We start from the raw sequence: 23,241 nt of genomic DNA, 5'->3' as shown, positions 1-23,241 counted from the left end.
ACCGCTAGGACACCATTATGATTATCTCAGCTTCTACTGACTACCGCGCTGCCGCGAAAGCCAAGCTTCCTCCGTTTCTATTTCATTATATTGATGGCGGCTCTTACGACGAACGCACGCTGAAGCGTAATACTGACGATTTAGGCGATGTGGCACTGCGCCAACGCATCCTGCGCGATATGAGCGACCTTAGCCTAGAAACCGAGATTTTTGGTGAGAAACTTGCGATGCCAATCGCACTGGCTCCGGTTGGGCTAACCGGCATGTACGCTCGTCGCGGTGAAGTACAAGCGGCGAAAGCAGCCGAGAAGAAAGGCATTCCATTTACTATGTCGACCGTTTCGGTTTGTCCGATTGAAGAAGTCGCCCCAGCGATTGAACGTCCAATGTGGTTCCAGCTCTACGTGCTGAAAGACCGTGGCTTTATGAAGAACGTGCTTGAGCGTGCAAAAGCAGCGGGCGTAACAACGCTGGTATTTACGGTTGATATGCCTGTTCCGGGTGCGCGTTACCGTGACATGCACTCTGGTATGAGCGGTCCTAACGCTGCAATGCGTCGTGTATTCCAAGCGATGCGTCATCCGAGTTGGGCATTAGATGTGGGTCTGCTAGGTAAACCACACGATCTGGGTAACATCTCAACGTATCGCGGTGAACCAACTAAACTGGAAGATTACATCGGCTGGTTAGGTACAAACTTTGACCCATCGATCTCTTGGAAAGATTTAGAATGGATTCGTGATTTTTGGGATGGTCCTATGGTCATCAAAGGTATCCTCGACGAAGAAGACGCGAAAGATGCGGTACGATTCGGTGCGGATGGGATAGTGGTCTCGAATCACGGTGGTCGTCAGTTAGACGGCGTGCTTTCAAGTGCTAAAGCGTTACCAAGTATTGCAGATGCGGTGAAAGGCGATCTTAAGATCTTTGTCGATTCGGGTATTCGTACCGGTCTTGACGTCGTTCGTATGCTGGCACTAGGTGCGGACTGTACGCTGCTCGGTCGTTCATTTGTGTACGCGTTGGCAGCACAAGGCGGCGCAGGCGTTGAAAATCTACTGGATCTGTACGACAAAGAAATGCGTGTAGCAATGACGCTAACAGGAGCGAAATCTATCGCTGAGCTTTCACGTGATTCGTTAGTGAAAATGCCATAGATTGCTGGCCAAACGCACTGTTCTACAATCAAAAAAACGAGCCAACGGTGGCTCGTTTTTTGTGCTGCTCAACTTACCATTCGGGTAACCTAGCTAACTTGGTGCACGTACTCAATCACCACTTGGTTGCCATCAATAAAGACATTACTGATGTCGCCATCCACGGTCACACGGTTTTGTAAATAAACCGACCCAGATGCAGAGATATCACGCTCTGTCAAAGACGGGATCACCAGACTAGGACGTACATGTAACTGTTCGCAGAGTTGTTTTACAAAACTCAGCGTCAATGGCGAATTACCACGTAATAAACCAGAAAATTCGTGCACCTTCAAACCAAGACGTTTCGCCATCTCCATTTGAGTAATGTGCATTTTGGCCTTTTGTGACATCCAAATGTCGTAGAGCGCGCTTCGATCCAGCTCTGTAAATTCCATATCTGCCTCCGCTAATTAAAGTGGCACTACCCTCTCATACTTATTTGAGATAAATGTTAGCGATAAGTCAGATAAGTTATAATTCACGGTTTGAATATCGACGCTCACATCAAGCGCAGCGTGACTTTAGAACAAAACAACAAGGCTCATATTGGCTTTGATGATCTCAAGTTCAGGTTACTTACTCATATGAATCAACGAGCGGCCCAACAGCCATTCTAACTCTCTGTCGCCCCCAGAGCCAAACTGATTTTCGACTACCTTGTACAAACGGTCAATACAATTCGTAGCGAATTCCTGTGCATGTTTAGCCATCACAATATGATGGAACAAAAGTCGTAAAATCGCTAAAAACTCTGAGTTTTCAAACGCTTTAATCCAGCTTTGTGAAAAAGCATTTAGCCCTTTCTCAAACTCTAGGTGTTCAATAAACATTTTAAAAATACGGGCATCTAAGGCGGCAGTGAAATCCGTTTTCTTCGGGAAGTGATGGCTAATACCAGTACGCGAGATACCTGTCTGCTGACTCAATGTCGTATACGACATTTTGTCGTAACCAAGTCTTAGTAGCTGATCAACAACGGCATCCATAATCTTTTGGATAGTGACTTCGGTATCTTCTTTACTACGCTTGGGCATATTTAAGTTCTTCTCTTTGTAAATCCAACTAACTCACCATTATATGAGGCCAGAATAAAATCATTATTCGCGTGATTTCCTAACATAAAATTAGGTCTTAAATCATATCGAAATGGCACTGTGTAACATGCAACTTACAGCGATTTTTTTCAATGTATTCGATTTAAAATAAAGCAAAAAAATCAGTACTATCAAAAAATTATTGAGTTAATCCATCTAAATAATGTAAACGCTAAGAATGATAATTATTAAAAATAATCTTATAAATTGACCATAAGTTCAACTGACCTGAACAAAATACAAGCAGACTGTAGGTTAATTGATTTTAAATATTGATATATATCACATTAATCTTCTTGATAACTGAGTAACCCAATTTTTATACCTTACTTAACAAGATACTATTTTGTTCTTTTTTCATTCAAAACTCTTCATTTTTGTGGATACAGATCAAATACCTGATAGAATACCCCTAGTTTTTACAAGAGGATTCGTTATGAGTGTCAAATTAGAAGAAAACCAAGTTTGTGAAGCTTGCGGCTGCGCTGGTGAAATTGGCTTCATCATAAAAGAAGGTGACGAGGTTGCCGACGTAACGATTTTCGCTGAGACCAAACCCGAGCTAGAGTCGGCGGTCACCAAATATATTGAACTCGCTAAATCAGTGTGTGCTAACGTTGAATACAACTTCTCTGAAATCACAGAAGAATCAAAACAAATCAATGTTCGATTCAAGTTTGAAGTCAGTGCTGAAAAACTGATTTTTGAATTAAAAACTCGTTCACTGGCACGTTAATGTAAAAAGCGAGCTTAAAGCTCGCTTTTTACGTCTCATCTCCAAATTGCTCCAACTCTGAAGCTCTGTAATTTGTTACTTGCTTTTAGGCAACATAAACCACTTCAATGAGCCGTTCGTTTCAAAATCGTTTTCATCCGTACACATAATTAATACGTCATCAACTTTAATGACCGCGCCGACGGTATAAGCCTTATCGTCATAGTAACAAATACGCTGTCCTAACTTTCCATCCGCCACGATCAGTGCTTTGGTTTCGGATGTGCTGTACGATTTCGCAAAAGCGGAACCAGATAACAACGCCACAGTGACGCCAACAGTAAAAATAAAAACGTTTCTTAACTTCATGAAGCTCTCCCTAGTACTTCTGTAATACTAGCAAGGACACTTTTTAAGTTCTTGGCAGAGGCTCATATACTGACACCTTTGCTGATCTTTCTTTCAAACTCTGTCCCATCTACAAGCCAAGTCATACTTACTGAACCTAGCATCTCGAGGTTATTTAGGTATAAGATACCCGTCGTGTTTTTTATTCAATAAAGTAACTGGCTATGCGTTTTGTTTCTCTTGTTCTCAGCTTGATGGTGCTCAACACACCTTCCTTCGCATATGAGCTGGATTACTATTCTAAATTTGGCCATATCGATAATTACGGCAACCTTGACCTCAGAGACAAGCCTTACACTCAATTGCCATCTGGGTTGGTAGTTAAAGGGAATTTAAACATCTCACAGACGCCGATGAAAATGCTGCCTAAAGGCCTTGAGGTCGGGGGCAGCTTAGAGGCGAAAAATAGCGCACTAAAAACGATTCGTTCTGGTACAAAAATAAAAGGCTATGCGAATTTACTTGGCAGTCAAATCGAGAACTGGCCGAGAGGTATCAAGCTTGGCGGCTATTTGAACCTCACGGATACGCCTCTAAAAAGACTGCCAGTGAAATTGCGCGTTAAAGGGGATTTAAGTGTCATACGTACTCCCCTCACCGCGATGCCTAATGGCTTAGTCGTCGAGGGAAATCTCTATATCGGGGACTCTGCTCTTAAAGCGTTCCCTGACACCATGACCGTCAAAGGGAATATTTTCTTAGGTGGCAATACGATCACCAAGTGGCCAAATAACTTGACTCTCGGCGGCGCTGTCGCACCTTAGAGCGCGAGAAAGTAAAAGCCTCGGTGGCAACCGAGGCTTTACAACTCTCTTGAATGATGGCTAACGTTGTTACTCTTTTTCTTGGTTGTTTACAGGGTTCGCATAGCTTGCCACGAGATATGGTCTTGCACCTTCTGGCAGTTTCTCTAATTTATCGACAAGCTGACGTTTGACCGCCTCTGTAATGATACTTGAGTTTTCACGGCCTGCGGCCAACAAATTGATCGGATACAACTTATAGTTATTGTGAATTTGGCGGTCAATTTCCTCCGCTAAAGCGTCCGGTGTTTTGAACTCTTGGTCAATAACGTCCCCAAACGCAACGTGCACGCGACCTTTATAGCCGATAATGCCTTGAATGATGCTCTCAATGTCTTCAAATTCACCTTTCTCATAACGACCGTTTTCAGCTTTCTCAAACAACTCTCTTGCTTTCGCGATATCACATGGATCGTTTTCATAAGCAATTGATACGGGAACGATCTTCAAAGAACGGGTGTATTCTCCAAAGCTGATTTTTTGCTTGCGACCTTCAACATAAAACATCTTTAAAATCGCTGGATCAGTAAAATCGTTGCCGTCTTTCGCACGCCCCTCTTTTTGTGCAATCCAGATAGAGTTCCCTGTATCTAGCGAGTGTTTAATATAGCTAGACAACTGTGCCAATGTTTTCATCATTTCTCTAGGCGCCTTTGCTGAACGCTTAACGATGAAACTTTTGTTCAAACGCATCAACTCGGTTGCACATGGTTTCTTCAGCAAGTTATCGCCAATCGCAATCCGAACGGTACGATGACCGCTTTGATACAAACCATAGTTCACCAGCGCAGGGTCCATGGCAATGTCACGATGGTTAGACACGAATAAGTAGGACGTATTTTTATCCAGCTTATCTAAACCGGAAAAAGTGACGCCATCCGTTGTCTTATTCAGCGTATCTTTAAGATACTTTTTCACTTCAATCTGAATTGCTTCTACCGAATCTAGCTTGCTCCACTTCGCTTTCAGGTAAATGCGAAGGATCGGGCTCATGAGAGCCTTGAACCACGCGGCTTTATTGGCAAAGCGATGGTCGAGAATCGCAGTGATAAATTCATCATCTTGGATTAGACGATCCAGCGCTGCTGGAATTTCTTCGTCATTGTAAGGACGAATTTCAATATAAGGATCAGTATTAGCAGTCATTATTCATTACATATCAAAAAAAGCTGGCACATTTTACGCACACTTTTGCTGCCCCGCAGCATTTCAGCCCATACTTTTATCATGGTCATACCACTTAGGCTACACTTTATAGTGTTAAAAATCTTTCACACGGTTGGAATCATATAGGTTTAACGTTAACCTTAGCGCCAAAAAACACTGGTACTCATAATGAACTACGCAATTGAATTTCACGACGCTACTTACCCCTTTCTTGATGTCGCTTCGCGTAAAAAAGCGCTGAAACACAGTCTACTATTCGTTGTAGAAGGGTTAGCCGTCATTAAATTGGGTAAGCAGGAGTGTGCCATTGAACCAGGCCAATATTTTTGGATTCCTCAAGGATGTTTGAGCTCCCTCACCTTTTTACCTAATACTCATGTGCATCGTTGTGATTTTTCTGTGCGTTTGAATGATGATTTCTCTCAACAAGCAGGGTTCGTTAAACCTTCAGCACTACTGAAATCTTTGGTTGAACGACTAGCCACAACAGAAGACCGTTCCGAGCTTCAGTTAGATTTGCTCACGGTGGTAAAGCATGAAGTCCTTACAATCTCCCCAAACTTGACTCAATCACCTTTAACGAAAGCGATCAATCAATGGAAACCTGGGGGTGACATGAACCTTTCTAAAGAGCTTTATTTGGTATTAACGCTGCGCGAAGCACGAAAAATGAAGCTGTCGGGTAAAAAAGACGCTCAGATTGTTGATGCGCTATTTGCGGGTAATACTGAAGAATATGAGCAACTTTGCTTCTTAGTGTTTGGCGAAGCGCTGTAAGACTTGATTCTCACACAACTGCTTTTTACACTTAAAATGAAGAAAAGGGATGGGCATTATTAATGTCCATCCCTTTTCTTATTCATTGATGGCAGAAACTAGAATGGCAATTCAATCTGCATCATCCAGTCAGCGTCATAATATTCATGCCAACGATAATCAAATCGCATTCTTGGCTGACCATCGGATTTATCGCCAAAACCAATACTGAACATCAGGCCATGGCTGCGCAACCACTCATCCGTGTCCATTTTACTTTCTTCGTCTTGGAACTCTTCTGGCATCCATATTCCCAGACCAAAGTGATTTTTCTCTAGTTTCTGGGTCAGAAATGGTGTGTCTTTTGGCTTAATAGCCCACTCTTCCCAATAGTTTTCTGTCGGATCATCGGATTTCACTTCCGCGTTATACCAATTCAAAGTGTTCGCACTCAACACACTGATGGAGTCCAAAGCCTCTTCACAGATAGGCAGGGTATTATCCTTAAACACAACGGAACGATCAGAAAAGTAGTTACACGCAGAATTTGCTTGCGTGACCACAAACAGTGCACATGCACTCAATACGGCTACTCTGACCATGAAAACCTGACCTCTCAGTTACCAGAAAATGTTTCTTTATATAAGCCTTCGTTAAGCAATAATGCCCGGACGGATGGTGTTGTATAGGCACAAATATCTTCACCTGCAGCCAATGCGTTGCGTATATCCGTGCTTCGGATTTTTACTTTTTCAGGACACGCCATAACAGCCCAGCGTTCTGTAATTTCTTTTGCTCTACTAAATTTAGCAAATTTGAAAAAATTATCAGGACCAATGACAAAAGTTACATCGGCGGTTGGATAGATTTCTTGAATTTTTTCTAACAACGCATACGTTGTCACACTTTGTCCGGGTTGGTACAAAGCTTGCTCTACATCAGAGCGTTGAACATTAGAACTCTCCAAGTCTTTGATAAATGCATCAACCAGTTTGCACCGAATGAAGTAATCCAACATCTGCTTACCCCAAGCGTGTGCAATGCTGGGTTCTAGTAGCACAAGATCAAAGTGGCTCAGTGATTCAATTACGCTTTTGTGGCCTAAACTGGGTGGATTAAATGCGCTACCAAAAATGGCAATTTTTTTCATATCCGGTGATTACCTCGTTGAAGAGAGTTTTCTAATCTGATGATTTCGGTATGATACTACTAATCTTTACAGCTTTTGACACTAAAGTCGCTTCCGTGAGCCTCAATCGCATGGTTTCTCACCATTTTGTAATGTTCACCCAAAAAGGCGCTCTTTGGTGACTGATATATTTACAGGAAAAGGACCCCTAAATGGAACAATCCATCCGTGATGAAATGCGTGTACTCCCTTCTATTGAACCGCATTTTGAAATTGAACGCCGTATTGCTTTTATGAAGCGTAAGCTACAGGAAGCAGGTTGTAAGTCACTGATACTGGGCATTAGTGGCGGTGTTGACTCAACCACGTTAGGTCGCCTGGCCCAGATTGCGGTAGAACAACTGAATGAAGAATATCGTACCGATAAATACCAGTTTGTCGCAGTGCGTCTACCATATGGCGAGCAAAAAGATGAAGATGAAGCGCAGCTTGCTTTATCTTTTATCAAACCGACACATTCTGTCTCCGTGAACATTAAAAAAGGTGTGGACGGTATGCATGCAGCGACTGACGAAGCTTTACAAGGTACAGGCCTGCTTCCTTCTGATGCAGACAAAATCGACTTTGTGAAAGGTAATGTAAAAGCACGTGCTCGTATGATTGCGCAATACGAAATCGCTGGGTACATTGGCGGATTGGTATTAGGTACTGACCACTCAGCAGAAAACATCACAGGCTTTTACACTAAGTTTGGCGATGGTGCATGTGACCTTGCTCCTCTATTTGGCTTAAACAAACGCCAAGTTCGTGAGTTAGCTGCGACACTGGGGGCCCCAGAGCTATTAGTGAAAAAAGTGCCAACCGCTGATCTGGAAGAGCTTGCGCCACAAAAAGCAGACGAAGAGGCGCTAAACTTAACTTATGATCAGATTGACGACTTTTTGGAAGGTAAGCCTGTTCCACAACAAGTGCACGATCGTCTAGTTACCATTTTTAAAGCGACGCAACACAAGCGCCAACCAATCCCAACGATTTACGACTAAGCGATATTTACAATACGCTTTTGAATAAAAAAACGCTGCTTGAGTAAGCAGCGTTTTTTATTTTTCCTGAATATGCGTGAGCTAGTCCGTTACTGTGACGTCCGTCTCCGGAACCGCGCAGCAAGCTAAGACAGCTCCCATTGAACGCTCTTCATCCGTCAATGCAGGGACGTCTGGGTGGTGCACTTGCCCAGATTTTAGTTGCACTTTACATGCTCCGCATAACCCAGCTCGACAGCTATTGCCAACTAGCTTTCCTGCGTCCTCAAGTTGCTCTAATAGCGTTTTCTGATTGTTGCCCTTAATTTTTAAACCGTTAAATTCGATTTCAATGCTTTTCTCTGGCTTGGTGGTGATAGGCGAGACACCAAACGCTTCTTGATGATAATGCTCTTCAGGCAGGCCTTTTTTAAGCAGTAAGTTCTTCGCTTTCTGCATGAACCCATCAGGCCCACACACGAATACTTGGCGCAATTCGGCCTCTTTGATTTGCTTAATATGAGCAAGACTTAATCGCCCCTTTAGGCCGAACCAATCCGCAGCGGGCTGAGTCAGACAAATTTTCACCTCTAGACCAGGATGGTCTCGCTTAAGTTGCTCTAGTTCAGAACGACATGGAATATCGTGCTCAGTACGACACTGATGATAGAAGACCACATTTTCCAACTGATCATGATCCGCCAAATAGCGTACCATCGACAACATTGGTGTCACGCCGCTGCCAGCCGAAAGCAACAACAAAGGTTGGGTTTGATGGGCTTTTAGATGGAATTCACCGTTTGGGTTTTCCGCTTCTAAAACATCCCCTACTTGCAAGTTATCAAGTAACGAATTGGATACACGACCACCCGCAATGCGCTTAACGGAAATAGCATAACGACCCGGACGTGAGGGACTGGACGACAAAGTGTAGTGTCGACCTACTTTCTTGCCATTGATATTCACTTCAATTGGTAAATGCTGCCCCGGCAAATAGTTAGGTAGTGACCCCTTACTTGGCTCGAGCCACAATGTTACAAAATCACGAGCGATTTCTTCGCGTTCAACACATGTCAATATCATCCGTACCGGAGAGTTATCTGGATAAAGCTCCGGGACTTTGTACTCTAAAACCTCTATTGGGTCACTTTGACGGATAATACCTTCATTTCTTGCCACTAAGTTTTGCCCGAAGAACACACCACCACGTTCATTAGCACGGAACTGCTGCAATGTTCTTAGCGGCTCTTTGCTCTCACGGAACGTGCCCCTTTGAGTGTTCACGGTCGTGAGAATACAACGCTCACAAGGCTTAACAGACTCAAACTCTACCTCACCGATTCGAATGCGTTTCCACGTGTCCTCTTCAAACGGTCTGGTGTCTGACACCACAAGATTGGTGCGGAACTGATCCATTGAGTGCTGCTCAGAGCTTCTTTGATTCAACTCCTCTAAAGAGGCTTGGCTGATCACTAAAATCGGATACCCATCGGCAAAGCTAACATTATGGCCGAGCTTTTCACGCACACGATTAGATTGTTCGCCACTAAATAGTAACTCGACTCGTTGTCCTAATACTTTGCTAAACCAATCATCCGCTTCATCCGTAGTGGTGTAAGCGACAAAGGTATCTTTCCATACCGTGGCTGGTGTTTCCTGCATTTTTAAATCTTGGTAGCGAATCTTAAGCGGTTCAGTGCCCAAGCTACTAAACACCACACCATCCGCCAGCAATGCTGACTTTATCGTCACCATTTGAGGATATTTCCTCGCCGTAATCATGGAACCATCAGCCTTGGCGATCATAAAGCGGCGGTCAAAGCTCAATCCTTGCTTTTCTACCCATGCAGACGAGAGTGATACCCCTCCGACAGATTTCACCGGAAAAACATTAATTTGGGATAAAACGGGTTGCGACATGGCCTTCTTCCTACACGTGTTTTTATTTGTTGCATTATTGTATACCCAAATGACGTCGAGATGGAGAACCCAGAACCTTGTCATTGGCTTACTGTACTCTGAACGAGTTGGGGAGTTGAAAACATCAGGCACATAAATTGCCGTTCGTCAGTAGAGCGAATCATTTTCGCTTAGCTTGGTATGTTGAGATTATTTAGCTATAACTATAAGTCTTACTCACTCTAAACATTCACGCTTTTAACACCGATATGACCAAATATTATTTGATCACAAAATGAAGCAACACGCATAATAAACCCGATTGTTTGACGACCCCCACTCATTAACTTGGAGTTTAACCATGGATACAAGAAAACTGATTCTAATTCTGCTATGTATCTTTCTTCCACCTGTAGCGGTGTACATGGAAAAAGGCCTGAATAAAGACTTCTTGATCAACTTAATTCTAACGTTTTTCTTCTTCCTTCCAGGTACGATTCACGCACTCTGGTTAACGATGAAATAGACAACAACCCTGCCATCAATATAGACAAATAAAAAATAGGATGAAATATGAGGGCAATTCCTCTATCATCCTGTCGCCTAAGCGCAAGCGTTTGCTCAAAAGCCAACCCAGTGCTTAGGCTCCAATCAGACAACTTTTTAAATGGTGGGAGCAATTAATGACAACACTGACTATCACTCGTCCTGACGACTGGCACGTTCATTTACGCGACGGGGAAGTTCTAAAAGACACCGTCCGCGATATCAGCCGCTACAATGGCCGCGCCCTGATCATGCCCAACACCGTCCCACCTGTTACCAATACCGAACTCGCCTTAGCTTACCGCGATAGAATTTTAAAAGAACGACACGGCGAGCAGTTCGAACCTTTAATGGCGCTTTACCTAACGGACAACACCACAGCCGACGAAATCCGTAAAGCCAAAGCCACAGGAAAAATTGTCGCAGCGAAGCTTTACCCTGCTGGTGCAACGACCAACTCTGATTCTGGCGTCACGAATGCAAAGAACATTTATCACGTTCTTGAAACGATGGAAAAAGAAGGTATGTTGCTTTTAGTTCACGGCGAAGTAACGCATCACGATGTTGATATCTTCGACCGAGAAAAAGCGTTCCTTGATACCGTGCTTGCTCCTATCGTTAATGACTTCCCTAATTTAAAAATCGTTCTAGAACACATCACCACCGCCGACGCAGTAAATTTCGTGAAAAACGCTTCAGACAACGTTGCGGCGACCATTACCGCGCACCACCTTCTTTTTAATCGTAACCACATGCTTGTAGGCGGTATTAAGCCTCACTTCTACTGCTTACCTATTCTTAAGCGCAACACCCATCAGCAAGCGCTGATCGAAGCGGCAACCAGCGGTAGCAAGCAGTTCTTCTTAGGCACAGACTCCGCCCCTCATGCTAAAGGCGCTAAAGAGTCTGCTTGCGGCTGTGCTGGCTCCTACACTGCACACGCCGCGCTGGAACTGTATGCGGAAGTATTCGATAAAGCAGACAAACTTGACAACCTAGAAGCGTTTGCAAGCTTCAACGGCCCTGATTTTTACGGTATTGCACGTAATACGGATACGGTAACATTAGAAAAATCGGCTTGGGATGTCCCTGAAAGTATGCCTTTTGGGAATGACATCGTTATGCCTATCCGTGCAAATCAACAGATTGAGTGGAAAATAAAATAGTCGATGCTTTGCAGGTTCTCTGAATATTAATAAGGGTCATGATATTACTCATGACCCTTTCTCCCTCTAGGCAAATAGGCTTTGATCAGTTCCCACGAATCTTTTCTACCCCTGCCCATACAGCCACGACTAACAAACCTGCAATAAGCCCAATAACGCCATTCAAAAAAATCGGGAGAACGGCGGTGGCAACGGAATAATGGCTAAAATCCATGATAATAGGTTCGACGAAATGGTGAATGGTCGGCACGTTATGAACAACGATACCGCCACCAACCAAGAACATGGCTGCCGTCCCTATCACAGTGAGCATTTTCATTAACTTTGGTGCAAAGGCGACTAACGCGCCCCCCACTTTTGCCATTAAGCCTTTTCCTTTCGAGCGAATCTCAAGGTAAAGGCCTAAATCATCTAACTTAACGATACCAGCAACTAAACCATAAACACCGATCGTCATAACCACAGCGATTAAACTCACCACTAAGACCTGAGTGACAAAGCTTGTCCCCGCCACTGTGCCTAACGCAATCACGATGATTTCAGCAGAGAGAATGAAATCAGTACGTATAGCCCCCGTTATTTTACGTTTTTCATACTCCTCTATCGGTTCACCTGTGAGCACAACCTCTTCTTTCTCTTCTTCGTGAGAGTGTGAATGCGGGAAGAGTTTCTCAAGTACTTTCTCTGCACCTTCAAAGCAAAGAAATAAGCCTCCAATTAACAGTAACGGCATGATCAGCCAAGGCACAATGGCACTGATTAAGAGAGCCGACGGTACCAAAATTAATTTATTTTTAAACGAACCTTTGGCCACAGCCCAAACCACTGGAATTTCACGTTCTGATGCAATACCAGATACCTGTTGAGCGTTTAACGCTAAGTCATCACCCAATACACCCGCGGTTTTTTTCGCCGCCATCTTTGACATTAAGGCAACATCATCTAGCACTGTGGCAATGTCATCCAACAATGTGAGTAAGCTTGCTCCTGCCATTTTCTATCCCTTATATGAAGCTGGGTAAGTAACAAAATGTAACACCATCAAAGCACTTGGCAAAGTTCTGATTTTACAAAGAATACCGGTACTGGTCGCGTTTACTATTGCCCTGACAATAAGACCAGTCTAGTCTTGTCGTACCTTTCAGCACACAAAAGAACAGTATAGATGAAAAGCGGATACACCTACCCCGTCGGTACCCCTAACCAACCTTGGGGTGACGCAGAACGTAAAACATGGTTAGCACAGCGCGAAGTCAAGCGCAGCTATCAAGAAGACGTTGTGAGCAAAATCGATACACTTCGCCACCGTTTTGATGTTGAGCAATATGGCGCACTCTCGTACGACGAAGCTCGCTTCCCACTATTTTGCATTAAGACACGTAACTGGGATGAAGCCAAACCGATTGTTTTAGTGACTGGCGGCGTTCATGGTTACGAAACCAGTGGAGTGCATGGCGCGCTCAAGTTTGTAGAAACAGAAGCTGAGCGTTACGCACAGCATTTTAATATTGTGGTGGCGCCTTGTGTTAGCCCTTGGGGCTACGAAGTCATCAACCGCTGGAACCCAAACGCCATTGATCCAAACCGCTCATTTTACGCAGACAGTCCAGCGGAAGAATCGTCCAATTTGATGAAACTCGTCGCGAATTTGGGCGACGTATTAATGCACTTTGATTTGCACGAGACGACCGATTCTGATGAAACCGAATTCCGTCCAGCGTTAGCCGCTCGTGATGGCATTGAGTACATCGAAGGCTTGATCCCAGACGGCTTTTACACGGTTGGAGATAGTGAAAACCCTCAACCAGATTTTCAAAAAGCGGTGATTGAGTCAGTAGCGAAAGTGACGCACATTGCACCAGCAGATGAAAAAGGCGAAATCATTGGCTCACCTGTTGTACAGTTTGGCGTGATTAACTATCCGATGGTGAAGCTAGGTCTGTGTGGCGGCGTAACCCATTGCACTTACGGCACCACAACAGAAGTGTACCCAGACAGCTCAAAAGTGACCGACGAAGAATGCAACAACGCTCAAGTTGCGGCGGTTGTGGGTGGCCTAGACTATGTTGTTGCCAAAACAAAATGATAAGCCCGAACTTTTACTAAGAAAATTGAACTCTTCTCTGTGAATCACACACCTCAAGCAAAGAAATCATCATTATTCTACTGTGGTCTCTTTGCTTTGATTCTGCTTCGTAAAGGCAATCAGATCCTCAAGCGATAACGGCTGTGAGTAGAAATAACCTTGAATTAAATCACAGCCGCAGGCTTTTAGTTCCTTGAGCTGTTGATGCGTTTCAACCCCTTCTGCCAGCACTTTCATTTCAAAGTTTTTGCCAATAGAAATGATATTTTTGATCATATTCAGTGCTTTTTTATCATGCTCAATATGATCGACAAAGCTTTTATCGATTTTCACTTCATCAATGGGTAGAGTCCTCAATATGCTGAGTGAAGAGTAACCCGTCCCGAAATCGTCTAATGCGATTTTGAAGCCTAGAGTGTGTAAGCGTTCGCAGATCGGCGCGAACTTTTCAAGGTCTTCAATAAATAGATTTTCAGTGATCTCCAGAGTGACTCTTGAACTGTCTATTCCATGTTGTTCAATCGCTGCCATAAAGTTAGTGATAAATTCAACATGAATAAACTGTTTAACTGAGATATTGATAGACAACTGGATCGGTTTATCAATATTTGCGGTTAATTTAGCCACATCACTTAGGCAATTATCAATGATCTTCTCCCCCATGCGCACCATTAAACCAGAGCTTTCGGCAACGGGGATAAACTCATTAGGTGGAACGAAACCAAGCTCATCATCTTGCCAACGAATCAGAGCTTCGACACCATAAACCTCACCATTAACACATAATTGTGGTTGGTAAACCATATACAGTGTTTGCTCTTCTAGCGCTAGCCTTAAGCGCTGCTCCACTCTCATTTTACGCACATGTGTCGCTTGCATTTCTCGATCGAATAGACTGTATACATTACGCTGCTGTTTCGCTTGATGCATAGCAATATCTGCGGATAGAAGCAATTCATCTAAACTTTCACCATGTTGTGGATAACAGGCGATACCGATACTACAACTGAGTAGGAACTGATCGTCACCCACTTCATACGGCTCTGATAATGCTTTTATCAGTTGTTTTGCCTGCGTTTTAACACTCTCTTTGTCAATTCGATCCGTCAGAAAAATGAATTCATCACTGGCCTTACGGATGATTAACCTTCCTTCGCAAGCAAAGTCACTTAAGCGCGCTGATACTTGTTTAAGTACTTCGTCACCAAATTCATGCCCATACGTATCATTGACAGACTTAAAATTGTCGACATCAATATACATCAAAGAGAAGGGCCCACCGATACCGGGCAACCAGTGCTGAATATTTGCGCGCAGATAGTCTCGGTTTGGCAGACCGGTAAGATGATCATGATGCGCTTGATACAGTAAACGTTGTTTTGTTTTATCTTCATTATGCGCAATGGAACGAACTAACACGTAAAAAGCGGCTTGAAGGATAAGAAAAGCGATAGAATAAAGTGCAAGCTGCTCGTAAAATCCGCGCTTAATATAACTTAAGTCTGTCGAAGACGATGCCCAAAGTTGATAGTCAGGAAGGTATCTTAATGTGATTAATTTACTGATGCGTGAATTGTCTACTACAACATTTAGCGCTCGTGTCAGCTTCTTCAGTTGCGCTATATCCCAGCCTGAATCTTTATTAATTTGATCGATAACAGCTTGTCTATCTAAGTCATCTACAGGTTTTAGATAGTCGTTTAAAGTCACATCTTCAGACGAACTAAAAGTCAGGTAGCCATCATTGCGAGTGAGCACAACCCGATTGTTTTCATTTAAGTGGATATCGTTAGTAAAAACAGACGATGAGTTCATATTGAAGTTAGCATTTATCACTGCTTGAACGAGCCCATCTTTATTTACAATCGCTTTTCGGATTGGAATCACCAAAGCCTCTTGTGCTGGCATGAAGTATGTTCGACCAATAACCATGCGATTGGAATTCAGTGCGGCAAGAAATGTATCACGAGTCAGTGGATATTGTTTCAAATTGTGCAGTTTTTCCAAGATCAAATTTGAGCTTACTGCAATGTAATCTCCAGCGGGATTAGTTAAGCTCAAGCCTATGATTTCAGGATGAGCACTAAGCATTTTATCCAACATAGGAGGCATTTGTGCCGTCAGACTATTTCGCTCAATTAAATGATGCCCTACAACCTCAAGCAATGACTCCTGCCCACTCAAAAGTGACTTTACCGTTGCAGCAAACAACTCCACTTGTAAAGTCTGCTTATCTTTATATTTATCTATGGTCGATTCATAATGATAGCGGCTGAATAACACGAACAGTACGACACTGACCGTAACCAGCGCTATATATAATGTCCAAATATTCTTCTTTACCCCGACCATGATGCTTCGGTAACTCCTAGATTAGCATGTGATTGGTAATGCGTGATCTGCGCCCCACTCAGTCCATGAGCCATCGTAGACTGATAGGTTGTGCAAACCTAATTGGTATGCAACTAACAATAAAATGCAGGCCGTTATACCTGAACCACAGCTAAAAATGATTAATTCATCATTATACAGGGTTACTTCACTAAATGTCTGTTTCAATTGTGAGTCTGGTTTTATAAAACCATTGTCCAATAATGCTTGGAACGGCAGACAAGCGGAATGTGGAATATGGCCACTGCGTAACCCTTTTCTTGGTTCAGGTATTTCACCATAGAAACGCGCCTTTGAGCGAGCATCAACAATAATCGCGCTTTGATTCTTAGAGTGTTTATATACAGTTTGGGCGTCCAAAAAGGCGTGTTGGTTAAACTTGCCAGAGAAATTACCAAGTTGTTTAGCGGTTGATAGCGTCTCTTCAATAGGTAAGCCTGCGTCTATCCACGCGGGAAGTCCGCCGTTGAGCACTTTGACATTGTCGTGACCCATGGCTTTAAACATCCACCAAGCTCGAGGAGACGCTAATGTTCCTGAGTTGTCATATACAATGATCAGATCTTCGTTATTAAGGCCAAGGTTTTGGGCACTGGTATTGAATCCTTCTTCCGTTGGCATCATATGGGGAAGGATGGTATTAGGTAGACAAAAGTCATTGTCATAGTCAAACCGGAGCGAACCTGGAATCCATTTATTAGTGATCTTTTTCCTTTCAGAAGGAATGTTAAAATCAATACTCGCGTCTAGAAGTTTTATATTTGGTTGGTCTAATAAAGCGCAGAGTTCTGTTACCTCTATCAATGCTTGCATGCTTGCAATCCTTTTTATCATTTTTTCAGTACATAAATGCTGATAAACAACGGCTATAACGTTGTTATCCTCAATACCACCACTGTAGCGATGAACCAACTCACACTTTTGAGAAAGTATCCATTACGAACCTGACTATCGGTTACCAAAATCAATAAGGTAGTTAGATTTCTGTTGGTTTTTGTTGGACGCTTTATGCTACCAGCGACAGTTATATCACTATAACAAGCGGTTTTTATATTGTTCCGGTGTCATTCCGGAGTATTTTTTAAACATAGCGATAAAAGGGCTGGCTTGGTTATAACCCAAGGTCAACGCCACCTCCTTGACCGTTTGCCCTTTACGCAGCAACTTCATTGAATGTAAATAACGCACTCGCAAACGCCACTCAGTAAAACTCATCCCCAACTCACTCTGACAATACCGCGCTAACGTACGTTCGGTGGTGTGCACTTTTGCAGCCCACTCCGCTAAACTAATTTCGTCAGTTGGTGACTCTTCTACCGCTTTTAAGATCGGTGCAAGATACTTGTTGTTGGTTGTTGGAAGAAAGTGGTGTTCTACTTCTTGTTTTGCCAATTGATCCAATAAAACCTGTACCAACCGCATATCTTCAACGCTTTGCGCGACGTTAATATCACGCTGACGAAAATCCTCGATAATAGCTGAAACAATTGGCGTCACTTTGATTAAGCTGGTTTTAGTGGGAAAGTGAGCCGTCAGTTCAGGCGCAATATTCAAAGAGCAATACTCGATCGGCTTGCGGTTGTAGCTGGTATGGCGGATCTCTGCGGGCACCCAAATCGCCAAATGTGGCGGAGCCAGAAAGCGCGTATCTTCTGCATCCATTTCCAGAATACCACCACTGATCAACTGCACTTGCCCCCATGGATGGCTGTGAATTCGCGTTTCTGTGTTAGAAAGAAACGCTTCGAAGTTCATAAATACATCTGATGGCGCCCGATCAATGGATAACGAAGGATGTAGATTTCTCGCACTCTTTTTCAAAATTGTCTTCCTATCGCTTACGATGTCGTTTAAGAGATACTTCTCATTATAAAGACCTGTCAGACTAGCGCCATTCATTATTGTGCTTTAGGGTTTTTATGGTTTATTTACTTCCGTTTTTTACAGTCATGATTTGGGGTGGTAACTCTATCGTGAACAAAATGGCGGCGAGCGCAATTGAGCCAAGTGCAATGAGTTTTTACCGCTGGTTTGTCGCGATATTAATCTTGACCCCATTTTGTTTACCAGCCGTCATAAAGCAACGACATGCTATTCGTCCATATTTAACTAAGCTTGCATTTCTGGCTTTGCTTGGTATGGTGCTTAACCAATCGCTCGGTTATTACGCCGGTTTAACGACAACCGCATCAAATATGGCGCTGATCATCTCTTTAGTTCCCCTCATCAGCGTATTTTTAAGTGTGCCGTTACTCGGTAAATCAATCTCTATGTTAAGTGTTGCTGGTGGGGTAATTTCTCTCGGTGGCTTAGCCTTTATGCTTGGACATGGCGATATCACCTACTTTTTGCATCAAGATATCACTCAAGGCGATAAGCTAATGCTGATTGCAGCCGTCGTTTATGCTGCGTATTGTGTGCTGTTAAAACGCTGGAAAATGCCTTTTAGTAGCCTAACACTGGTTTATATGCAGGGGTTCTTTTCTGTCATTATGCTGACCCCTTTGTGGTTGTCGAGCCAGCAACTGCTGCCTAATCCAGAGGCATTACCACTCATCGCTTATGCGGGCATTGCGGCTTCTATTTTTGCACCGCTTATGTGGCTTAAGGCCATCGATTTAATTGGCGCAGACTCAAGCGCCATGTTTATGAACTTAATGCCCGTCGTTTCAGTTGCGCTCGCGGCGACTCTGATTGGCGAACAAGTCTATATCTACCACATCATCGGCGGCTTGTTGGTTATTTTAGGTGTGGCGCTATCGCAAATAAAATTGCGACGCAAAAAACTGATTGCCGCTCCCGAGCTCCCCTCTAGCGCAGGTTAATCCCACACCACATAGAAAGCCATGGAAATGATCGTGGCTGTTTTTATTGTCACTTTTTAAAAAGTTAACGTTTTGTTACGTTTGCTATTTCCGTGACTCGCTCTTACTGCTACATTGAGCTCAAAGTAACTCAGAAAGGAATGACAGATGAGCAGTGGGCAAAGAGAGATGACTCTTCGCTTTTTAGCAGAACCTAGTGACGTCAATTTTGGCGGAAAAGTTCACGGCGGCGCCGTAATGAAATGGATTGATTTAGCAGCTTACGCCTGTTCTGCAGCTTGGAGTGGCAAATACTGTATTACTGCCTACGCGGGTGGCATTCGCTTTGTCGCCCCTATCCATGTTGGTAACCTTGTCGAAGTCAGCGCAAAAGTGATTTACACGGGTCGCAGCTCAATGCACATCGCGATTGATGTTCAGGCCAGTGACCCCAAAGAAATGAAAAACCGCCTAACTACGCACTGCATTGTGATTATGGTGGCAGTGGACGAAAACGGGAAACCAACCGATGTCCCGAAATGGGCGCCTGAATCTGAAGAAGATAAAGCATTAGAGCAATCCGCCATTCGCCTAATGAACATGCGTAAAGAAATCGGCGAGGAAATGGAAGCTCACGTAAAGTATCTTAAGTAACTTGTGGAGTGGCCGCACCAGCACACTCAGCGGCCACAGCTCTCAACCTTAACTATGAAGCAATGTCGTGATTATGACATTTATTTCAAATTCAATTCTATTGTCATGCATCCTTCACCTTGCTTTGCTTAAATCCACCTATTACTTAGGTACTGAATAGAAGAGTTAGGATCTTGAGAATAAAAGAAACCACCTTAAGTGAAGAGACGTTGATCAATCTAAAAACGGTCGAGTACCAATGGGTAAGAACCATGTACGTCGCAGGTTACAACGAAACAGAAATTAACCATTATATTCAAGCTTGCTTCGGCGGTGATGAAACATTCGCCAATTTATTTCGTCGTGTCGCCCTGCAGCAAGAGAGTTTATATACCTTACTACAATATGTCGGATGTGCCCCTTCCAACCGAGAGCTGTGAACCTCTTTGCTTCCTCCCCTAACTATGATTATCTCCTAATAACTTAAAGATACTCGGCTTCGCGAGAGTGACGCGCTGATGCAGCAATCTCTCTTTGATATCATTTGACCTATTTATGTGAAGTGCTACGCAGCGCATTATTCAGCCCTTGTGTAATCCATTGCAAAGCCGCTAGTCTGAACCTGCTTTTGAATCATTATTCTTTAGCAAGCATAAAAAAACCTGAGTCGAAACTCAGGTTATGGTTACAAAAACTGTTAGTGGTTAAATCGTAAGGAACTAAGCTAACAGCCAGCTATGCGTAACGCCAAATAAAAGCAAGATATTACTGATCGGCGGCCAAACCAAAAGTGTAATATCAGTGCTAAGTACAAGGGCGACCCTATGGTCGCCCTTTTCTAGTTATTCTTGTCAATCTCAAAGACCACTTGAGATTATCCTTTCACACCCCCAGCGGTTAGACCACCAACCAGCCAGCGTTGCGCAAGTAAGAATACTGCAGTGATTGGCACTGCTGAAAGTACTGCAGCGGCGGCAAAGTCACCCCACAAGTAATTTTGTGGATACAGGTATTGCTGCATCCCCACTGCAAGTGTGTACGAGTCTACATCAGAAAGTAGTAAGGATGCTACAGGAACTTCACCAATTACCATGATAAACGACAAGATGAATACCACCGCTAAGATAGGTACAGACAGTGGAAGCAATACCAAGCGGAACGCTTGCCAAGGTGTCGCGCCATCCAGTGCAGCCGCTTCTTCTAGCGAAGAGTCAATACTTTCGAAGTAGCCTTTAATCGTCCATACGTGCAGTGCGATACCACCTAAGTAAGCGAAGATCAAACCACCATGCGTGTTTAAACCAAGGAATGGGATGTACTGACCAAGCTTGTCGAACAACGCGTAAAGTGCAACCAGTGCCAGTACCGCTGGGAACATTTGGAAGATCATCATCGCTTTCAGAATGGTGTTCTTACCTTTGAACTTCATACGAGCAAACGCGTAAGCCGATGTGGTTGATAGCGCCACGATTAGGATTGCAGAAATACCCCCCACTTTTACTGAGTTCCACAACCACGTCATAACTGGGAATGGCGGTGGTGTCACCGTGCCATCAGGGTTGGTGACCGAGAAACCTAACGCCAGTTTCCAGTGGTCAAGTGTTGGATTGTCAGGGATCAAATTACCCGTTGCAAAGTTACCCTCACGGAATGAAATTGCGATGATCATCAGCAAAGGGAAAATAATGAGTGCCAAGAATGCCCACATTGCAATATGAGTAGCCCAAACACGATACTTTAATGACTTACCTTGTACCATTGCCATGGTAATCTCTCCTTAATCTTGAGCTACTTTAGTTACACGTAGGTTGATAAGAGCCAGCGCGCCAACTAACAGGAAGATCAATGTTGCGACTGCACTTGCTAGGCCAAAGTCTTGCCCCCCAGCACCCTCGAATGCGATGCGGTAGGTGTAGCTGACCAATAGGTCAGTATAGCCTGCCGGTTCTGACGTACCAATCATGTTTGGACCACCACCTGTCAACAACTGGATAAGTACAAAGTTATTGAAGTTAAAAGCAAAACTCGCAATCAATAGTGGCGTCAGTGGTTTCAACATCATCGGTAAGGTGATGCGTGTAAAGTTAGTGATAAAGTTCGCCCCATCGATCGCAGACGCTTCGTATAGGTCATCTGGAATCGCTTTTAGCAACCCCATACACAGAATCATCATATAAGGAAAGCCGAGCCAGGTGTTTACAATCAAGATCATACTCTTCGCCATGAATGGGTCAGAGAACCAAGCAGGACTAATACCAAACAAACCTTCCAGAAGCATGTTGATCTCACCAAAGCTTTGGTTAAACAGACCTTTGAAGATTAAGATAGAAATAAACGCAGGGACCGCATAAGGCAGAATGAGTAACAATCGGTAAGCGGCCCGTCCTTTTAATGCTTCCCACTGAACGACACTGGCTAAGACAAGGCCAATCACTAGAGTGAACAACACGGTCAGTGCTGAGAAAACAATCGTCCAAATGAAAATGCTAATAAATGGCTCTTTGATGCCATCGTCTTTCCACACACGTTCAAAATTGTGCGTGCCTATATTCACCACGAAACCTGGTGATACGGTATTACCAACGAACTGACCGTTTTCATCCACAGGTTGGTAGTAACCCACTTCCATATTTGGACGAAACGTTTCTTCAGTGCGATTGTTGTACAATGTCTCCCCATCTTCTTGCAAAGTGTACAAAGGTACAACTGCAGCAAACTTACGTAAGCCACTCATACGAATGTCTTCGCCATTAGGAAGGTTCAGGTCAACTTCGCTTAACGCATTACGGCTCTTAATGATCGTTTTGATTGACTCTTTTTCGCCACTCGCAGCTTCAATAGGTTCAAGGTCAAGTTCAGAGACAGACAAATCGTCGAGTTGGAAGTTTGGTGTTGCGAGTAACTCACCGTCTTTTTCAACCACAAGTTGGTGGCCTTGTTTGGTTTTATACAGAGTGAACGGGTAGCTATCACCGCTTTGATAAGTTCTATCTAAAAGAACGCTCTGCGTACGCTCAAAAGAGAGCTGGTTTTTCGCGCTGTAGTTGGTAAACGCCAAACCGATGGTATACGCCAAAGGGAAAAGGATGAAAAGGATCATCCCTGCAATGCCAGGATAAATATAACGGTGTGCGTACGTCTTTTTACTACCAAAAATGAACAACGCTAAAGCGGTAAGAATGAGGGTAAGTAGTGCAAACGCAATCTCGCCGCGTGAATACATAAGGATAGTTGCGTAGCCATTGATAATACCGACAGTACCTAAAAGTGACCATTTCATGAACACTTTCTTACTGCTCGGAAGGCTGGCTTCTGGTGCTGTCATAGCATTTGTACCTTGAACTGACTGCATAGGGAACCTGCTAGCGAATATAAAATAAACATTGAAAAGTAAGGAGGAGTTACCCCCTCCTTAAAAGGTCT

General features: G+C 43.7%; 24 protein-coding genes. 11 read left to right on the top strand and 13 right to left on the bottom strand.

Features of this window, described 5'->3' with window-relative positions; translation table 11 throughout:
* Positions 1-17 precede the first annotated feature (17 nt).
* A complete protein-coding gene (lldD, locus tag ATG66_RS01850) occupies positions 18-1,157 on the top strand; it encodes an FMN-dependent L-lactate dehydrogenase LldD (protein ID WP_098413714.1) in 1,140 nt (379 codons plus the stop codon).
* A gap of 89 nt (positions 1,158-1,246) precedes the next feature.
* Here the strand turns inward: lldD and ATG66_RS01845 are convergent, their stop codons facing one another.
* Together ATG66_RS01845 and ATG66_RS01840 are read right to left on the bottom strand one after the other, a co-directional pair.
* Positions 1,247-1,594, bottom strand: coding sequence for a helix-turn-helix domain-containing protein (locus ATG66_RS01845; RefSeq protein ID WP_098413713.1), 348 nt, complete (start codon positions 1,592-1,594; stop codon positions 1,247-1,249).
* A gap of 177 nt (positions 1,595-1,771) precedes the next feature.
* Positions 1,772-2,233 carry a TetR/AcrR family transcriptional regulator gene (locus ATG66_RS01840; protein ID WP_098413712.1) on the bottom strand — a complete coding sequence of 154 codons (462 nt, stop codon included), beginning with the start codon at positions 2,231-2,233 and terminating at the stop codon, positions 1,772-1,774.
* A gap of 496 nt (positions 2,234-2,729) precedes the next feature.
* On the opposite strand from ATG66_RS01840, the gene ATG66_RS01835 reads away from it, so the two are divergent.
* Positions 2,730-3,029: a YfcZ/YiiS family protein gene (locus ATG66_RS01835; protein ID WP_098413711.1), complete on the top strand. Its 300-nt coding sequence runs from the start codon at positions 2,730-2,732 to the stop codon at positions 3,027-3,029.
* Positions 3,030-3,104: 75 nt separating this feature from the next.
* Here the strand turns inward: ATG66_RS01835 and ATG66_RS01830 are convergent, their stop codons facing one another.
* Positions 3,105-3,377 (bottom strand): YnjH family protein, encoded by a 273-nt coding sequence (locus ATG66_RS01830; protein ID WP_098413710.1) that lies wholly within the window; start codon positions 3,375-3,377, stop codon positions 3,105-3,107.
* Positions 3,378-3,580: 203 nt separating this feature from the next.
* Here ATG66_RS01830 and ATG66_RS01825 point away from each other — a divergent pair, with 203 nt between their 5' ends.
* Complete coding sequence (locus ATG66_RS01825) at positions 3,581-4,180, top strand: hypothetical protein (protein WP_098413709.1); 600 nt, start codon at positions 3,581-3,583, stop codon at positions 4,178-4,180.
* A gap of 69 nt (positions 4,181-4,249) precedes the next feature.
* Here the strand turns inward: ATG66_RS01825 and ATG66_RS01820 are convergent, their stop codons facing one another.
* A complete protein-coding gene (locus ATG66_RS01820) occupies positions 4,250-5,365 on the bottom strand; it encodes a 1-acyl-sn-glycerol-3-phosphate acyltransferase (RefSeq protein WP_098413708.1) in 1,116 nt (371 codons plus the stop codon).
* Positions 5,366-5,554: 189 nt separating this feature from the next.
* Here ATG66_RS01820 and ATG66_RS01815 point away from each other — a divergent pair, with 189 nt between their 5' ends.
* Positions 5,555-6,163 carry an AraC family transcriptional regulator gene (locus tag ATG66_RS01815; protein ID WP_098413707.1) on the top strand — a complete coding sequence of 203 codons (609 nt, stop codon included), beginning with the start codon at positions 5,555-5,557 and terminating at the stop codon, positions 6,161-6,163.
* Positions 6,164-6,261: 98 nt separating this feature from the next.
* Here ATG66_RS01815 and ATG66_RS01810 read toward each other — a convergent pair whose 3' ends face one another.
* Both ATG66_RS01810 and ATG66_RS01805 read right to left on the bottom strand, forming a co-directional pair.
* Positions 6,262-6,744: a hypothetical protein gene (locus tag ATG66_RS01810; protein WP_098413706.1), complete on the bottom strand. Its 483-nt coding sequence runs from the start codon at positions 6,742-6,744 to the stop codon at positions 6,262-6,264.
* Positions 6,745-6,758: 14 nt separating this feature from the next.
* Positions 6,759-7,292 (bottom strand): nicotinate-nicotinamide nucleotide adenylyltransferase, encoded by a 534-nt coding sequence (locus ATG66_RS01805; protein WP_098413705.1) that lies wholly within the window; start codon positions 7,290-7,292, stop codon positions 6,759-6,761.
* A gap of 191 nt (positions 7,293-7,483) precedes the next feature.
* Between ATG66_RS01805 and nadE the strand changes: the two genes are divergently transcribed.
* Positions 7,484-8,314: an ammonia-dependent NAD(+) synthetase gene (gene nadE / locus ATG66_RS01800; RefSeq protein WP_098413704.1), complete on the top strand. Its 831-nt coding sequence runs from the start codon at positions 7,484-7,486 to the stop codon at positions 8,312-8,314.
* Between the two features lie 81 nt (positions 8,315-8,395).
* Here the strand turns inward: nadE and ATG66_RS01795 are convergent, their stop codons facing one another.
* On the bottom strand, positions 8,396-10,213 hold the full coding sequence (locus ATG66_RS01795) for a hybrid-cluster NAD(P)-dependent oxidoreductase (protein WP_098413703.1): 1,818 nt from the start codon (positions 10,211-10,213) through the stop codon (positions 8,396-8,398).
* A gap of 340 nt (positions 10,214-10,553) precedes the next feature.
* Here ATG66_RS01795 and ATG66_RS01790 point away from each other — a divergent pair, with 340 nt between their 5' ends.
* Both ATG66_RS01790 and pyrC read left to right on the top strand, forming a co-directional pair.
* Entirely contained in the window at positions 10,554-10,718 is a 165-nt protein-coding gene (locus tag ATG66_RS01790; protein WP_098413702.1) for a YqaE/Pmp3 family membrane protein, read from the top strand.
* A 157-nt stretch (positions 10,719-10,875) separates the two neighbouring features.
* A complete protein-coding gene (pyrC, locus tag ATG66_RS01785; protein ID WP_098413701.1) occupies positions 10,876-11,904 on the top strand; it encodes a dihydroorotase in 1,029 nt (342 codons plus the stop codon).
* An 85-nt stretch (positions 11,905-11,989) separates the two neighbouring features.
* Here pyrC and ATG66_RS01780 read toward each other — a convergent pair whose 3' ends face one another.
* The gene (locus ATG66_RS01780) at positions 11,990-12,898 is read right to left on the bottom strand and encodes a DUF808 domain-containing protein (protein WP_098413700.1); all 909 of its coding nucleotides are present in this window, start codon (positions 12,896-12,898) and stop codon (positions 11,990-11,992) included.
* Between the two features lie 171 nt (positions 12,899-13,069).
* Between ATG66_RS01780 and ATG66_RS01775 the strand changes: the two genes are divergently transcribed.
* Positions 13,070-13,990, top strand: a complete 921-nt coding sequence (locus ATG66_RS01775) for a M14 family metallopeptidase (protein WP_098413699.1) — start codon at positions 13,070-13,072, stop codon at positions 13,988-13,990.
* A 72-nt stretch (positions 13,991-14,062) separates the two neighbouring features.
* On the opposite strand, the gene ATG66_RS01770 is transcribed toward ATG66_RS01775, so the two are convergent.
* From ATG66_RS01770 to ATG66_RS01760, 3 genes are all read right to left on the bottom strand, one after another.
* Positions 14,063-16,342 (bottom strand): bifunctional diguanylate cyclase/phosphodiesterase, encoded by a 2,280-nt coding sequence (locus ATG66_RS01770; RefSeq protein WP_098413698.1) that lies wholly within the window; start codon positions 16,340-16,342, stop codon positions 14,063-14,065.
* 21 nt (positions 16,343-16,363) lie between these two features.
* The gene (locus tag ATG66_RS01765; protein ID WP_098413697.1) at positions 16,364-17,194 is read right to left on the bottom strand and encodes a sulfurtransferase; all 831 of its coding nucleotides are present in this window, start codon (positions 17,192-17,194) and stop codon (positions 16,364-16,366) included.
* A 219-nt stretch (positions 17,195-17,413) separates the two neighbouring features.
* Positions 17,414-18,202, bottom strand: a complete 789-nt coding sequence (locus ATG66_RS01760; protein ID WP_098413696.1) for an AraC family transcriptional regulator — start codon at positions 18,200-18,202, stop codon at positions 17,414-17,416.
* A gap of 98 nt (positions 18,203-18,300) precedes the next feature.
* Here ATG66_RS01760 and ATG66_RS01755 point away from each other — a divergent pair, with 98 nt between their 5' ends.
* The 3 genes from ATG66_RS01755 (at position 18,301) to ATG66_RS01745 (ending at position 20,258) form a co-directional block, all read left to right on the top strand.
* On the top strand, positions 18,301-19,206 hold the full coding sequence (locus ATG66_RS01755; RefSeq protein ID WP_098413695.1) for a DMT family transporter: 906 nt from the start codon (positions 18,301-18,303) through the stop codon (positions 19,204-19,206).
* Positions 19,207-19,353: 147 nt separating this feature from the next.
* Entirely contained in the window at positions 19,354-19,839 is a 486-nt protein-coding gene (locus ATG66_RS01750) for an acyl-CoA thioesterase (protein ID WP_098413694.1), read from the top strand.
* Between the two features lie 173 nt (positions 19,840-20,012).
* Entirely contained in the window at positions 20,013-20,258 is a 246-nt protein-coding gene (locus ATG66_RS01745) for a hypothetical protein (RefSeq protein WP_098413693.1), read from the top strand.
* A gap of 434 nt (positions 20,259-20,692) precedes the next feature.
* Here ATG66_RS01745 and malG read toward each other — a convergent pair whose 3' ends face one another.
* Together malG and malF are read right to left on the bottom strand one after the other, a co-directional pair.
* Positions 20,693-21,583, bottom strand: a complete 891-nt coding sequence (malG, locus tag ATG66_RS01740) for a maltose ABC transporter permease MalG (RefSeq protein WP_098413692.1) — start codon at positions 21,581-21,583, stop codon at positions 20,693-20,695.
* A 12-nt stretch (positions 21,584-21,595) separates the two neighbouring features.
* Positions 21,596-23,170, bottom strand: a complete 1,575-nt coding sequence (malF, locus tag ATG66_RS01735) for a maltose ABC transporter permease MalF (protein WP_098413691.1) — start codon at positions 23,168-23,170, stop codon at positions 21,596-21,598.
* Between the last annotated feature and the right edge of the window lie 71 nt (positions 23,171-23,241).

Source organism: Vibrio sp. ES.051, from assembly GCF_002563795.1.
Taxonomy (GTDB): domain Bacteria; phylum Pseudomonadota; class Gammaproteobacteria; order Enterobacterales; family Vibrionaceae; genus Vibrio.
The sequence above is the reverse complement of the archived record's forward strand: the minus strand, read 5'-3'. Positions and strand labels throughout refer to the sequence as shown.